The sequence below is a fragment of the Halobacillus sp. Cin3 genome (assembly GCF_947311855.1).
In the GTDB taxonomy this organism is placed as follows: Bacteria; Bacillota; Bacilli; order Bacillales; family Halobacillaceae; genus Halobacillus; species Halobacillus kuroshimensis.
Map to the genome: position 1 here is coordinate 848,682 of NZ_CAMZMV010000001.1, position 13,898 is coordinate 862,579.

Annotated in this window: 15 protein-coding genes; all 15 read right to left on the reverse strand. The window is 46.0% G+C overall.

Annotated elements, in window-relative coordinates; all coding sequences use genetic code 11:
* Positions 1-449 precede the first annotated feature (449 nt).
* Complete coding sequence (gene spoIVA, locus QMA39_RS04590; RefSeq protein ID WP_027954424.1) at positions 450-1,928, reverse strand: stage IV sporulation protein A; 1,479 nt, start codon at positions 1,926-1,928, stop codon at positions 450-452.
* 182 nt (positions 1,929-2,110) lie between these two features.
* Positions 2,111-2,839 carry a hypothetical protein gene (locus QMA39_RS04595; RefSeq protein WP_027954425.1) on the reverse strand — a complete coding sequence of 243 codons (729 nt, stop codon included), beginning with the start codon at positions 2,837-2,839 and terminating at the stop codon, positions 2,111-2,113.
* A gap of 16 nt (positions 2,840-2,855) precedes the next feature.
* Positions 2,856-3,053 carry a DUF2768 domain-containing protein gene (locus QMA39_RS04600; RefSeq protein ID WP_027954426.1) on the reverse strand — a complete coding sequence of 66 codons (198 nt, stop codon included), beginning with the start codon at positions 3,051-3,053 and terminating at the stop codon, positions 2,856-2,858.
* 199 nt (positions 3,054-3,252) lie between these two features.
* Positions 3,253-3,510: a stage VI sporulation protein F gene (locus QMA39_RS04605; RefSeq protein WP_027954427.1), complete on the reverse strand. Its 258-nt coding sequence runs from the start codon at positions 3,508-3,510 to the stop codon at positions 3,253-3,255.
* Positions 3,511-3,571: 61 nt separating this feature from the next.
* The gene (locus tag QMA39_RS04610; protein WP_281658080.1) at positions 3,572-4,612 is read right to left on the reverse strand and encodes an NAD(P)H-dependent glycerol-3-phosphate dehydrogenase; all 1,041 of its coding nucleotides are present in this window, start codon (positions 4,610-4,612) and stop codon (positions 3,572-3,574) included.
* Between the two features lie 23 nt (positions 4,613-4,635).
* Positions 4,636-5,946, reverse strand: coding sequence for a ribosome biogenesis GTPase Der (gene der / locus QMA39_RS04615; RefSeq protein WP_206932813.1), 1,311 nt, complete (start codon positions 5,944-5,946; stop codon positions 4,636-4,638).
* Positions 5,947-6,129: 183 nt separating this feature from the next.
* Positions 6,130-6,315, reverse strand: a complete 186-nt coding sequence (locus tag QMA39_RS04620) for a hypothetical protein (protein WP_027954430.1) — start codon at positions 6,313-6,315, stop codon at positions 6,130-6,132.
* A 6-nt stretch (positions 6,316-6,321) separates the two neighbouring features.
* Entirely contained in the window at positions 6,322-7,194 is an 873-nt protein-coding gene (locus QMA39_RS04625; protein ID WP_027954431.1) for a YIEGIA family protein, read from the reverse strand.
* Positions 7,191-7,775 (reverse strand): hypothetical protein, encoded by a 585-nt coding sequence (locus tag QMA39_RS04630; protein ID WP_281658081.1) that lies wholly within the window; start codon positions 7,773-7,775, stop codon positions 7,191-7,193. The genes QMA39_RS04625 and QMA39_RS04630 overlap by 4 nt, the downstream gene beginning before the upstream one ends.
* A gap of 301 nt (positions 7,776-8,076) precedes the next feature.
* Positions 8,077-9,111 (reverse strand): type 2 isopentenyl-diphosphate Delta-isomerase, encoded by a 1,035-nt coding sequence (fni, locus tag QMA39_RS04635; RefSeq protein WP_206932816.1) that lies wholly within the window; start codon positions 9,109-9,111, stop codon positions 8,077-8,079.
* A 19-nt stretch (positions 9,112-9,130) separates the two neighbouring features.
* Positions 9,131-10,273: a 30S ribosomal protein S1 gene (gene rpsA / locus QMA39_RS04640; RefSeq protein WP_027954434.1), complete on the reverse strand. Its 1,143-nt coding sequence runs from the start codon at positions 10,271-10,273 to the stop codon at positions 9,131-9,133.
* A 103-nt stretch (positions 10,274-10,376) separates the two neighbouring features.
* Positions 10,377-10,958: a lysophospholipid acyltransferase family protein gene (locus QMA39_RS04645; protein ID WP_027954435.1), complete on the reverse strand. Its 582-nt coding sequence runs from the start codon at positions 10,956-10,958 to the stop codon at positions 10,377-10,379.
* Positions 10,959-10,960: 2 nt separating this feature from the next.
* Positions 10,961-11,644 carry a (d)CMP kinase gene (gene cmk / locus QMA39_RS04650; protein ID WP_206933022.1) on the reverse strand — a complete coding sequence of 228 codons (684 nt, stop codon included), beginning with the start codon at positions 11,642-11,644 and terminating at the stop codon, positions 10,961-10,963.
* Between the two features lie 119 nt (positions 11,645-11,763).
* Positions 11,764-12,429 (reverse strand): flagellar brake domain-containing protein, encoded by a 666-nt coding sequence (locus QMA39_RS04655; RefSeq protein ID WP_027954437.1) that lies wholly within the window; start codon positions 12,427-12,429, stop codon positions 11,764-11,766.
* Positions 12,430-12,556: 127 nt separating this feature from the next.
* Complete coding sequence (ypeB, locus tag QMA39_RS04660) at positions 12,557-13,897, reverse strand: germination protein YpeB (RefSeq protein ID WP_281658082.1); 1,341 nt, start codon at positions 13,895-13,897, stop codon at positions 12,557-12,559.
* Position 13,898: the final 1 nt, after the last annotated feature.

Here is a 13,898-nt window from a genome sequence, read left to right on the forward strand (position 1 = left end):
GTTTTTCATGAAATTCAATAGACAATCCTTTAAAAATCGCGTTACAATGCGATTTCAAAGCTGAATTGTGGTTCACTTTCCATTCAGACGCGGAAATGTCCAACAATTGCAAAAAAACCCGCAAAGCCTGCCATGACAACGTTTCTACCAGTATGAACATCTTCTCATAGGTTAATACGACGTTGTTGTGAAAAAATCCTTTATTTCAAAGTTTTTCAGTAAAAAAATTTTCAAATCCTTCGTCCAGAAAGCCTGAAAAGACGCGGTTTTCACATTACGCCCCCATTTGAGAGCGCCTCCAGGTTCCTTGAGCAGCCATCCGGAATGCTATTCTTATGTATCTCTTTTGAACATTTGCCGCAGTTCTTCCTGCTGCTTTTTTAACAAAACCAACAGGATGAAGACCAAAGGCCATGATAAAAAATAAAAACGGCTCTTAATAAGAGCCGTTACAGAATGATTGCGATCATGCCGCCTGAACCTTCATTGATAATCCGTTCCAGTGTTTCCTGAAGCTTGTAGCGGGCATTTTCAGGCATTAATGCCAGCTTGGCCTGGATGCCTTCTCTTACAATAGAACTCAGGGAACGTCCGAAAATATCGGAATTCCAAATGGAAAGCGGATCATCTTCAAAGTCCTGCATTAAATATCGGACGAGCTCTTCACTCTGTTTCTCTGTTCCGATAATCGGTGAAAATTCAGACTGCACATCTACTTTAACCATATGAATGGAAGGGGCTACCGCCTTGAGACGCACGCCAAACCTGGATCCCTGTCTGATGATTTCCGGCTCATCGAGCTTCATATCCTCAAGAGAAGGAGCTGCAATCCCATAACCGGTCTGCTTTACCATTTGCAGGGCATCAGCCACTTGATCATATTCACGTTTTGCATAGGAGAAATCCTGCATGATTTCCAACAGGTGATCCCTGCCCCGGATTTCTTCACCAACGATTTCCTTCAGGACATGATCATATAAGTGCTCCGGCGCCTGCAGGTCAATTTCAGCGATTCCTTCACCAAGATCCATGCCTGAAATATGTGCCCCTGTTATATACTCATACTGATCGAAACTGCCTACAACGTGGTCGACATCACGGAGACGTTTGATGTCTTTTACAGTATCCTCGATCGCCGCCTGCAGGTTCGATCTCAACCAGTGCCTGGAATCAAGCACCATAACCCAGCTCGGCAGGTTCACATTCACCTCAAGAACCGGAAATTCAAACAGCGCTTCCCGAAGGACACTCTGAACATCTTGTTCTCTCATACTCTCCACAGAAAGAGCCAGGCACGGGATATCATATTTCTCCGCAAGGGACTCCCGGAGGTGTTCGGTGTTCGGATGATGAGGCTGGGCGGAATTGATGATCATAATAAAAGGTTTTCCAACCTCCCTCAGTTCCTCAACAATTTTCTCCTCGGCCTCCACATAGTCCTGCCTCGGTATTTCGCCTATCGTCCCGTCTGTCGTAACAACAATTCCAATCGTGGAGTGCTCCTGAATCACTTTCTGCGTCCCTATTTCAGCTGCTTCATGAAATGGGATGGCCTCCTCATACCATGGAGTGTGAATCATCCTCGGCCCGTGTTCATCTTCATAGCCGACAGCCCCGTTAACAGCGTAACCCACACAGTCCACCATTCGGACCCTGATATCCAGATGGTCATCTATTGTAATATTAGCCGCTTGGTTAGGGACGAATTTAGGCTCGGTGGTCATAATCGTTTTTCCTGCTGCACTCTGTGGCAGTTCATCCAAAGCACGTTCCCTGTCAGATTCCTCATCCATGTTGGGCAGTACAACAAGCTCCATAAATTTCTTTATAAATGTTGACTTACCCGTGCGTACAGCACCGACAACACCTAAATAAATATCTCCATTTGTCCGTTTGGAAATATCACTGAAGATATCAACCTTTTCCAAAGGATCCCCTCCCAAATGTAATTTCACCACCATACAAGCCTAGACACTCTGATTCTATGACGTTGTCCCAGGTGAATATGCCAGAAATCTATAATCAAGCGGCACAAGCACATCAGCCAGGGAAAGGAACATGAAAGAGGTGGACATACGAAAAAACCGCTCCCACAGGGGGAACGGTTCAATCAGGAAGAGGACGGGGCGGTAAAAAATACCGGCTCTCCCTCTTCCACCGTATAGGCCGTTGAATAGGCAGGCACGATCGGGGTATAATCCGTCAGAAGAAAACGAATGTCCTCTCCAGCCTCATACGCATGGTCCTCTGATCGAAGATATGCGTAGAGATCTTTCCGGTAATCGATATAGACCTGCCCCTGTTCATCCAGGTAAACCGGAAGACGCTGATCAGAATATGGACTGTCAATCATTGGTGGTTCATCCATACCGATCTTCTCATAATCCAGCTCGTACACCCCTTGGGACACGAAATCTCCTAAAGGAGGATAGCGGTTGTTATCCGTATAGAATTTGACCTTCACCTGGAGTGACCTGACTTCTTCTGTTGTCCGCAGGTCCAGCACTTTCACCGTAGGGTCCGTTTCCGGATGAATAATGACGTACTGGTAATGGCCCCCGTTTTCAAAAGATGTCCCCGGAAGCTCTCCAAGAATGTTCATTTCCTTCAGCTTGCTGAACTCAATAGGATATTTTTGAAAAAGCGGTGTATCCTGATCTTTCGTCTTAATAGGAAGAAGCCCGTTTGTTCTTTCCTGATAAGTATCGACAGCGTCCTGTACCATATTCAGCTGCTGATCGTTGGGAACCTGATTTTTCTGAAGTCTTTCTTGAGGATATAAGCACCCGGTTAACAGGAAAAGAAGAATGAGCAGCCCTGAGTAGTGAAAAATCTTCATGCTGTTTCCTCCTTCGTTAAGCGGTTGGGCCGCTGAGTACAATGTAAAAAATAATCAAGCCGCCCACAATCATAAACAAGTAGGCAAACACGGCGGTAACGGCTGAAAAAATGCCCTTTAATTTAAATCTGCTTAAATAGATGAGACCAATAGCAAGGAATAAGGAGATGATTCCAGCAAAGGATATGTACATATTCAGCATGGATTCAGACATAAATGGCCCTCCTTTGATGTACATTCGACTTTTGACATTATACCATATCCCCTTCGTAAACGGATACATAAAAAAACCGGGGTGTTCCCACCCCGGGTGACTAAACAATTCCCTGACCAGCTCATGTGTAATGATTGCTGCGTGATATCTTATGCATACGATGGAAAGACCGCCTCCTCAGGCGCCCACCAGTTCGCAATTATTTCAAAAATTTACCTAACGTATTCATATCCAGAGGCATATTCTGACTAATGACTGCTTCGACGATTTTGTCTTCCTTCTGCTTCGATATGTTTTTGCCTGCGACCGCTGACAACTGCCGGACCAGCCCCCGCACCGTTTTTTCGTCCGAAAAATCTGCGTGCTGGACCTTATCAGCGACCTTGAATACATCCTGAGCATCGATGTTTGCTTTTTTCTTCAGGTGATCAAAAATACTCTTTTGAAAATCACTCATGAACAATTGACCTCCTCGTGCATTAGGTTCTGTGTAGTATATGCACAGAGGTCATCATGTGTCAGTCATTCAACTGCTGGTCAAGGATATTTGTCAAATCCTCCATTTCATGCCTGCGGATCCGTGTCATCAATTGATCAACGACATCACGCGGACTTTTGTCCTCAAACAAAATTTGGTAGATTCCTGTGGTGATGGGCATGTCGACATTCTGATCGGAGGCGAGTTGATAGGCTGCTTTAGCTGTACGAACCCCTTCAACAACCATCCCCATATCCTCAAGCACCTGTTCAAGCCCGTTCCCCTGACCAAGCTTGTATCCGGCACGCCAATTTCTACTATGGGAACTTGTACATGTAACGATCAGGTCACCGATTCCAGTCAAGCCTGAAAACGTCAGGGGATTCGCTCCCATGGATGTACCAAGACGGGCGATTTCAGCAAGGCCTCTTGTGATAAGCGCCGCTTTAGCATTATCTCCATACCCGAGACCATCGGAAATACCCGCTCCTAAAGCAATGATGTTCTTCAAGGCTCCACCAAGCTCCACACCGACAAGATCCGGGGAGGTGTATACACGGAAATTCTGGTTGATATAGATATCCTGTACTTTTTCTGCCACGGTTAGATCGGAAGCCGATACCGTTACAGTCGTCGGCTGCCGGCGGCTGACTTCCTCCGCATGACTCGGACCTGACAATACAACAATATCCTCATAACTTTCTTTCGGAATTTCTTCAGCTATGATTTCAGATACCCGTTTGTAAGTTCCGGGTTCAATCCCTTTAGCTGCGTGAGTAAGGATGACTTTATCCTGTAGAAGATCCTTTAACTGGGCACAGACCTCCCGCATAGCTTTCGTCGGAACAGCCAATAGAATATGGCCGGCCCCTCGAACGGCTTCAGCCATTTCATGTGTGGCCTGGAGCTGTTCAGGAAGCGCCACACCTTCCAGGTATTTTTCGTTTGTATGTGTGCGGCTGATCTCCTCAGCCAGACTCTTCCGATGTGCCCATAAATGGACATCATGACCATTATCAGCGAGAACGAGAGCCAGGGCCGTCCCCCAGCTTCCCGCGCCTAAAACCGCTATCTTTTCCACAGTATCGACTCCCTTCCTACAGCTTAACTCCGTTTTCTTGCAAAGATTTTAATTGGAGTTCCTTCAAATCCAAAAGCTTCCCGGATCCGATTTTCCAGGAATCGTTCGTACGTGAAGTGCATAAGTTCAGGTTCATTTACAAAAACCACAAAGCTCGGTGGTTTCACGGATACCTGGGCAGCATAGAAGATTTTCAGCTTCTGTCCTTTAATGGAAGGAGAAGGATTCATAGCCAGAGCATCCATGATAACTTCATTCAACACGTTGGTCTGCACTCGTTTGGCATGGTTTTCGCTGACTTCCAGCACTCTTGGAAGCAGGGTGTGAATACGTTTCTTCGTCTTGGCAGACAGATAGACGATGGGTGCATAATCAAGGAATCGGAAGTTATCCCGGACTTTATCCTCGAATTCCTTCATCGTTTTCTCATCAGTTTCCAGCGTGTCCCATTTATTCACGACAATGACGACCGCCTTACCGGCTTCATGGGCATATCCGGCAATTTTCTTGTCCTGTTCCTGGATCCCGGTGTCTGCATCAATTAACGTTAAAACAACGTCGGAACGCTCAATCGCTTTCAATGCACGGAGTATACTGTATTTCTCTGTAGATTCATACACTTTCCCACGCTTACGCATCCCTGCGGTGTCGATGATGACATAGTCACGGCCGTCTTTCGTGAATGGTGAATCAACCGCATCCCTTGTTGTTCCGGCTATATCACTGACAATTACGCGCTCTTGTCCGAGCAGACTGTTTACAAGCGAGGATTTTCCGACATTCGGCCGTCCAATCAAGCTGAACCGGATGGTGTCATCATCGATTTCCTCCTCGATCCGTTCAGGGAAGTGCTTAACCACTTCATCAAGCAGATCCCCAAGGCCGAGACCGTGTGTCCCGGAAATCGGGAAAGGCTCCCCGAATCCAAGGGAATAAAACTCGTAGATATTCTCCCTCATCTGCGGGTTATCTACTTTATTTACAGCCAGTACGACAGGCTTATTGGATTTGAAGAGCAGTTTTGCCACCTCTTCGTCGGCTCCGGTAATGCCGTCACGGCCATTGACCATGAATACGATGACATCCGCTTCATCTATAGCCACCTGTGCCTGAGCACGCATCTGCACAAGAAGAGGCTCGTCTCCGATTTCAATGCCGCCTGTATCAATGACATTAAAGGTGGAGGTGAGCCATTCGGCTTCTGCATAAATCCGGTCTCTGGTTACCCCCGGCGTGTCTTCTACAATAGATATTCTTTCTCCAACCAGCCGGTTAAAAATCGTTGATTTACCGACATTCGGTCGTCCTACGATTGCAATTACTGATTTTCTCATGAAAGGATCATCCTTTCTTCATTCTATTTTCATTATTTCATGTTTCAACAGCAGTGAAAAGCAAAAAAAGACTGCTCCCCTACGGCTTGATGGTTTCCGCCCATCACCCGAAGAACAGCAGCAAGCCATTAACTTTTTTATTTTAGCAGACTTTAGGAAAAGAAACAATTCTTTCTTCAACGTTCAGTGCTTGACAATAATATAGAGCTGGTCACTCAACCGGTGGGCGATCCCATCTAAAATGGCTTCCAAATTAGCGGCCACCGCCTCCATCTCCTCTTTTGTTTCACACTTGAAAACAGCCGCACTTCCCTGGACTTTATTATCCAGTGTCGTAATGGAGGCGAGGATCGCTTTTTCCATTTTCATTTGTCATCACCCACTCCTTTTCCCTGGTTTTTGTATCGCATTTTCCAGTACCGGTACATTGGCTATGACTTCTCTGGCACGGGCGGGATCCTTCTCCTGAGGGAGGATGAATACACCGATCCTCCCATCATTCAAGTCACGCTTGATGAGCGGCACAAGAGCCGGTGTTCCGGAATCACGGAAGACCCCGAGCGTCACAGACACATCATGTAGAATCGCCTGCCGCTGGCCGAGATTGGCAATCGTAGAACGGATGTTAAAAGATTTAGGCGTCAGGATAAACCCCATCCCATACCTTAAGATTTCATCCTGCCGTTCAGGGAGACCGATATTCATAATATAAATGTTATCCACGTAAAGACCAGCCCCGTCGAACGTGAGCTCCCTTTGTTCAATCGTTACGATGTCGCCAAGTTTAGAGCCACTCATTAAGATAGAAGACAACACAAAACAGGCCGCCGCAGCCCCGAGAGCGGCCCACATATTCACAGCAAGGTAGCAAAGCGTTACGATGAAAGATGTAAAGATCACCAGATAATTCCGGCTCTCAAAGGCTACAGCAATCCCCTCAATATAAGTGTTCCCACGAGGTACGAGTTCATAGCTGTCCATTTCAGCCAGTGTATTCCTCTCCATGTTCCGCACCTCTCTGAACTGGGAGGCAGCCAGAGTCAGAAAAGTAACGGCCGTGAATTCCTTTTCCATGATAGATGGAATGGCAATGGTCCCGAGGGCAGCGGCAATAAACCCGAGCGATAAATGGATGATCTTACCATGCAGATAGGTCGGATACTGACGGTAATCCGTCCGCATCATAAACACCCTCAAAACTGTTCCTGCGATAATCCCGAACATTATGGGATATGTATATTCATTCATGCATATGCGTCTCCCTTTTGTTTACTTTTTCCTGCTCCTGCATTATTTTTCTTCAATACACGTAAACCATGCACAAAAAGGAGAATTAACAACCCTTTCAGAACAAAAACAAGCAGTGGCTGAGCCGTTACCACCCCTTCCTTCCCATAGAAACGGAGAACAACATAGGTGAGGGTCATACCTGCGCCGTTGATAAACAACCAGAGACCAGCTAATCCTCTAAAATCAGTCAAAATCATCCTTAAAAGCAGGACCAAAACAAACCCTGTCGAAAATCCAGGCAGGTGCATCCAAACCGGATGAATGAGAATAAAAAGGCTGCCGGACGCATGACCGATGCTTAAGAAAAACAACCATAAATAAACCACCAGCGGCCTTTTTTGAAAAGAAATGAAATATAGACCAAACAGGATAAGAAGGATCAGATGAGCATAAAGGTAGACAGATGGGGAAATGATCTTCCAGCTGAAGGAGCACATAAGGAAGTAAAGAAAGAACAGTAAGGCTGTCCTTGTTCGAGTATTTTTCATAAAAAAGTAGACACAGATGACCAGCACCCAGGCATACCAGTAAACCGCCATATTTTCCAACTCCTTCACAGTCATTATGGAGGGTTTTGGACGTCTTTAAACGTGGAGCACAAAAAAAGACCTATGACTTTACTGTCATAGGTCTTTCCTGCGGGTAACCCCGGGGCCATCTGCTTTTATTTCAAAGATAGAACAGGGCAGAGCCATACGCACAGACTTCTGAAACAGGATGTATACTGCGCTGAAAAACTTTTTCCATGATAAAGTCATTCGTTCCATCACCCTTAACGGCCTTATTGAAAGAGCCTCCATAAAAATAAGGCTGCCGTCCTATTCGCGGCAGCCCCGGAGATTACCAGCGGCCATTCGTAATCCTCTGCTCCTGCCATGCTTTTGTTTCTCCTGTCAGAACATAAGGCTTACCAGAAAGTTCTTCCGGGCTGGAGGCGTTTAAAAGCATCATAGCCATTTTCAATTCCTGGTGGATATGATGAATTTCCTCTATCAACGCTTCTCTGCCTTCCTCCATAAGAACTTTTAATAGAGAGCCGGCCATCCCGAATCCGCAGGCTCCAAGAACCAAAGCTTTCGCCCCATCCAGTCCATGCCTGATGCCGCCTGAAGCGAATACGTGCAGGTCCTGGCTGCTCCGCGCCTCGAGAATAGAGGCTGGTGTAGGTATCCCCCAATTATTAAAGGAAGAGAAAGGTTTCTCCCTCCTCAGGTTTTCCACTCGTGAGAAGTTGGTACCCCCCCGGCCGCCGACATCTATGTAACGTACCCCGATATCATAGAGCGTTTGTGCCGTTTCCATCGACATGCCGTAGCCGACTTCCTTGACGACCACAGGAAGATCCAACCCGTTTACGATTTTCTGAATGTTGGACATCCGGGAAGTAAAGTCCCTGTCACCTTCCGGCATGATTAATTCCTGCAGGGTGTTGATGTGGATCTGCAGCGCATTCGCCTCAATCATGTTGGCAGCTTCTTCCGCCTGCTGCAATGATGCCTCACTGCCCACATTGGCGAATACCACCCCTTCCGGGTTCATTTCTCTTACGACTTCATAGGTTGATCGTTCTTCCGGCCTTTTGATTGCAGACATCTGGGAACCGACAGCCATTCCTATACCGGTTTCCCTTGCTGCAATAGCAAGATCGCGATTGATTTCTCTTGTCTTTTCTCCGCCTCCACCGGTCATGGCATTAACAAAAAGAGGGGAACTTAATTTAAGTTCCCCTGCTTCTGCCGTTAACGTGATTTGATTGAAATCCAAACGGGCCAGACTTTGATGAACGATATTCATATCATCAAAATGGTTATAAGGAGCCCGTTCATGACCTAAAGCATGGCGGATATGATCAATTTTTCTTTTCGATCTACTCATATCCATCACCACGTACGATTTATTTTTTGTATTTATCCAGCTTGTCACCAATCATATCGCTTAGAGAAAAGCCGGAATTGTCTTCTTCTCTTTCATATTGTTCAATATCCGCGCGCGTTTCATCACGCTCCAGTTCTTTCATGCTTAGGGAAAGGCGTTTAGCCCCTTCATCCACATCCAGAACTTTCACTTGAACGGTTTGTCCTTCTTCGAGCACCTCATCCGGCGTACCGATATGGCGGTTGGAAATTTGAGAGATATGCACAAGACCTTCTACTCCAGGGAAAACTTCGACAAAAGCGCCGAAGCTTACAAGGCGGCGTACCGTACCTTCAAGAGTTTCTCCAGAGTTCACCTTATTCTGGATATCGTGCCAAGGTCCCGGCTGAGTAGCTTTAAGGGAAAGAGAAATTCTTTCATTGTCGCGGTCAACAGAAAGTACTTTAACCTTCACGGACTGGCCTTCTTCAACCACATCTGCCGCTTTCTCCACATGCTGGTGGGAAAGCTGGGAGATATGTACAAGACCGTCAATACCTCCAAGGTTTACAAACGCGCCAAAGTCAGTCAGGCGCTGTACTGTACCTTCGATGACCTGTCCTTCCTCAAGGGATTGAAGAACTTCCTGCTTCTTGGCTGATTCCTCTTCTTCCACGACCGCACGGTGAGAAAGAATGACACGGTTCTGCTCACGATCAAGCTCAACCACTTTAAGAGAAAGTGTTTTCCCTTTGTAGTCTTCAAAATCTTCCACATAATACGTTTCAACAAGAGAAGCTGGAATAAATCCACGAAGACCGATATCAACAACAAGACCGCCTTTTACAACGTCCTTGACTTCTGCTTCGAAGATTTCTCCACTTTCGAATTTAGCCTCAAGATCCTGCCACGCCTTATCGGCGTCTACAGCACGCTTGGAAAGTACGATTTCATCGTCTTCCACTTTCTTTACCTGCAGGGTCAGTTCGTCCCCTTCATTAACTGCGTCTGATGCTTTTTCAACATGAAGGCTGGATAATTCACTGATGGGTACAATCCCCTCGACTTTATATCCAACATCTACAAGGACTTGTTTTTCTTCAATTTTCACGACCTTACCAGTCACGATGTCCCCTGCAGAGAATTCTTTCATTCCTGATACTTCCTGATTCATTTCATCCATACCAAGCTACCTCCTTCAATTTCCGACACAACCTAATAATACAGAAATGCCCTTTTGTCTAACTTCTAATATTTAGAGCATTTTGTCAAGTGATTACGCCATATCATTGATGAATTTTATGCAATTGTCTGATTTCTTCCATGATCCGGTCCGTTACGACCTGGGCCGACGCTTTCTGTTCACGATATTCCGACATATCTATCGGTTCTCCATAAACGACCTTCAGACGCTTAAACTTTTGATAAGGTCCGATGATGGCACATGGAACGATGGCAGCTTCAGACCGAAGGGCGAAGAACCCGGCACCGGCAAGTCCCTCGCCGATTTCCCCGCTCTTCTGCCTCGTTCCTTCAGGGAACAACCCGAGAGCGTGACCTTCTTTAAGAATATCCAGACCCTTGCGGAGAGCATTCCTGTCTCTCATCCCGCGCTTAATTGGGAACGCGTGGACTTTTTTCAATATTCCCCCAATCAGAGGGTTTTTAAACAACTCTTCTTTGGCGAGAAAGTAAATATTCCGGCTGCTTGTAATTCCAACCACAGGCGGGTCTACATTCGAAATATGATTGGAACAGATAATAACCGGTCCTTCTGCAGGAATATTTTCCTTCCCTACAACCTTAATCCGGTACAGGGGATAAAAAATGACAGCGCAGAGCAGTTTACCAATTTTATAGAGGCTCATCGTTATTCCCCCTTTGGACTTTTCTGTTTCACGATTTCCAGGATACGGGCGACAACTTCTTCAATGTTCATCGAAGTTGTATCCACTTCAACGGCGTCATCCGCTTTGAGGAGTGGGGATACAGCACGGTTGGAATCCAGCTCATCACGGCGGCGGATTTCCTCTTTTAATTCCTCAAGGTTTGAGGAAAATCCTTTTTCCACATTTTCCTTATGGCGGCGCTCCGCTCTTTCGTCGACAGATGCGATCATAAAGATTTTCACTTCCGCATCCGGAAGCACATGGGTTCCGATATCACGCCCGTCCATCACAACACCTTTGTCTTTAACCAATTCCTGCTGGCGGCGCACCATTTCCTCCCGCACTTTCCTGTGCTTCGCTGTAATAGATACCTGGTTGGTCACTTCTGCCGTACGGATCAGTTCAGATACATCATTCTTATCCACGAGGATACGCTGGCCTTCATCCGACTGGACAAGGTTCAAATCCGTTCTGTTTAAAAGGGAGAAAAGAGCATCCTCATCCTCGAGCGAAACATTCTCCTCGATAGCTTTCCATGTCAGAGCACGGTACATAGCTCCTGTATCCACATAAATGAATGAAAGTTTTTCTGCGACTTTTTTTGCTACTGTACTCTTTCCGGCAGCCGCTGGACCGTCAATTGCAATCGTCATTGTGTTCATCATACGTTCGATTTCCTCCATCTGTCCTGACTACAGGGTAGAAACCGATTCTACCCTTGTAATGACTCCTTTTACCATTGTTCAGAATAACACAATCCCCGGGAGAAAATCTATTTAAAAAGCTAATTCAGCGCTTTAGCCCGCCACTTCATCTGTTGTTCAAAGCAGTAGCGGATGATCTGCTGGCGGTCTTTCTCCTCTATATCCGTAAACTCTACGGATATACGGGCCGTTTGACTGGAAGTAGCCGGGACTACACGGACAACCAAACCTGTTGTAGGGATGTAAAAATAATCTCCGGCATTCATAGGAAGCACAATGATGAAGTCCATCTCATCCCCTTGTTGAATGTCATGATGCGGAGGCCTCGTAAACATCATCCCGCCACCACTGATGTCACTGGTTACGGTCGTGAAGGAATAGTCAGAGGAGAGCGCAGCTACATCTACAGCTGCATCTACCCGCACGTAACGACGCCGTTGAATACGAACAAGATCATTCATACCCGGAAAAGAAAGGACAATGACCGGAATGTTTTTGATTTTCCGCGTCAACACTTCTGTTTTAAACCAGTACACACAATCATCTTCTCCCACAAAACTCGCATGAAACGAAGTCCCTTCATAAAAGAAACCCGTCTTTCCTGTTTCTGTATGGATGGGATAATCAATATATACCTGGTCCTGATCAATATCCACGAGCCTGCACCTGTACTTATCGGGTACATCTTTTGAATGTCCGCCCTGCACTTCCAAGATGACAGATGTCCCTATAGGAAAAACCTCCATTTAAAAACCCTCCCTCAACATGAATAAGTTAAAGAAATTATCTCATGAGCAAGAAGAAAAAGGAAGAATATAGGCATAAAGTTTTAAGAAAAAAGACACCCTCCTGTTGGAAAGTGTCTTTTTCCTATTAAATTTCCTGATTGAATTTCATTTCTGCTTTCTTCAACGTTTCCACCTTTTCTTCTTCTCCTGTGGAAGCATTTATGAAAATACGATAGGTCGTACTTTCCATCGTAGTTAGGAATTCATAACACAGCACCTGTTCTTTCAAATCATTTTCAATTACAGACAAATGATGCTCCTGGATATCCACGTTCGGATTCACTTTGGAGCGTGCTTCTTCCAGAGAAATCTCAGGCTCATTCAACTCCTGATCCTTGTGATAGTCGTAATAATCTCTGGCCGACAGCCCGAGGACCTCGCCATTATCCAAGGCGACTTTAACAACGACGGCATCCGGGAAAAAGCGGATATCGTTTTTCGTGTAAAGGAAACGGAACACACCCATTTTGTCATACTGGTTGCTCTCGACAAGTTCAAGATTGTCAATATCCAATCCGCTGACAAACTCCTTGGCCTTCTCAGAAGCCTCATACAGGCTTATTTCAGGGTCATTGACGTCCCGGCTGATCATCATAGTCAACGGGTGTCCGCCTTTTTCAGTAAGATCGATATAGCCGTTTTTATCTCCTTCCTGAAAGGAGGCTGTATACGTAGGAACATCTGCTCCTTTTCCTGATTTCGTCAGCGTAAGCTTCTCGGTATCCACTTTTTCCAGCCATTTGGAAGCTGTTTTCTTCGCTTCTTCCTTGGTCAGGTTTTCTCCTTGAAGATTCCGGTAATTTTTCTCAGGCCCGGAACTTCCAAACCCGACCTCTGTAACAGAGCTTTCAAAGCTGTCCATCGACTTTTCAACCGTTTTAAATCCATTGACAATCGTATTATCGCCGGCTTCATCATTCGTAGCCAGCGCCAGCTCCACATCCATCCAGCGAAGGTTGTCACTCAACACTACATTCTGCACTTTCCTCAATTCGCTTTCAATCTCACCTGACTTTTCGTGCAGTTCCTCCAAGAGTTTAACCTCTTCATCACTCAGCGGCTTTTTCTCCAAGTCCCTCACCGCTGTGCGGTAGGCAAAATCACCAACGTCGTAAAGAAATTCTTCTGTCTTGCTAAACGGAAGAAGCGTCAAGGGCAGCTGCCCGACATCCGAATTAGCTTCAGAAGAAATTTTCCATATGTCCGCAAGCTGCGGAGAAAGACTCTGCTTGGAATTCATAGCCAGGCTGGAGCCGATCTTATCATGAAGGAGATCAATGTTAAACGTAAGATCATGAAAAGCGCGTTGATAACTGTTTTCCGCTTGAATAAGAACCGCATTTTTATCTTGGTTCTCCTGATACCCCCATACGCCAAGACCGACAGCGGCAATACTTAAGACAACAATGAAAGACCACCTGATCATA

What these genes read in the sequence shown, in the direction of transcription:
- QMA39_RS04595 (WP_027954425.1), bottom strand. Translation starts at nt 2,839, where the DNA reads ATGAAGATTTTTCACTACTCAGGGCTGCTCATTCTTCTTTTCCTGTTA.
- QMA39_RS04600 (WP_027954426.1), bottom strand. Translation starts at nt 3,053, where the DNA reads ATGTCTGAATCCATGCTGAATATGTACATATCCTTTGCTGGAATCATC.
- QMA39_RS04605 (WP_027954427.1), bottom strand. Translation starts at nt 3,510, where the DNA reads ATGAGTGATTTTCAAAAGAGTATTTTTGATCACCTGAAGAAAAAAGCA.
- der (WP_206932813.1), bottom strand. Translation starts at nt 5,946, where the DNA reads ATGAGAAAATCAGTAATTGCAATCGTAGGACGACCGAATGTCGGTAAA.
- QMA39_RS04620 (WP_027954430.1), bottom strand. Translation starts at nt 6,315, where the DNA reads ATGAAAATGGAAAAAGCGATCCTCGCCTCCATTACGACACTGGATAAT.
- QMA39_RS04625 (WP_027954431.1), bottom strand. Translation starts at nt 7,194, where the DNA reads ATGAATGAATATACATATCCCATAATGTTCGGGATTATCGCAGGAACA.
- QMA39_RS04630 (WP_281658081.1), bottom strand. Translation starts at nt 7,775, where the DNA reads ATGGCGGTTTACTGGTATGCCTGGGTGCTGGTCATCTGTGTCTACTTT.
- fni (WP_206932816.1), bottom strand. Translation starts at nt 9,111, where the DNA reads ATGAGTAGATCGAAAAGAAAAATTGATCATATCCGCCATGCTTTAGGT.
- rpsA (WP_027954434.1), bottom strand. Translation starts at nt 10,273, where the DNA reads ATGGATGAAATGAATCAGGAAGTATCAGGAATGAAAGAATTCTCTGCA.
- QMA39_RS04645 (WP_027954435.1), bottom strand. Translation starts at nt 10,958, where the DNA reads ATGAGCCTCTATAAAATTGGTAAACTGCTCTGCGCTGTCATTTTTTAT.
- cmk (WP_206933022.1), bottom strand. Translation starts at nt 11,644, where the DNA reads ATGATGAACACAATGACGATTGCAATTGACGGTCCAGCGGCTGCCGGA.
- QMA39_RS04655 (WP_027954437.1), bottom strand. Translation starts at nt 12,429, where the DNA reads ATGGAGGTTTTTCCTATAGGGACATCTGTCATCTTGGAAGTGCAGGGC.
- ypeB (WP_281658082.1), bottom strand. Translation starts at nt 13,897, where the DNA reads ATGATCAGGTGGTCTTTCATTGTTGTCTTAAGTATTGCCGCTGTCGGT.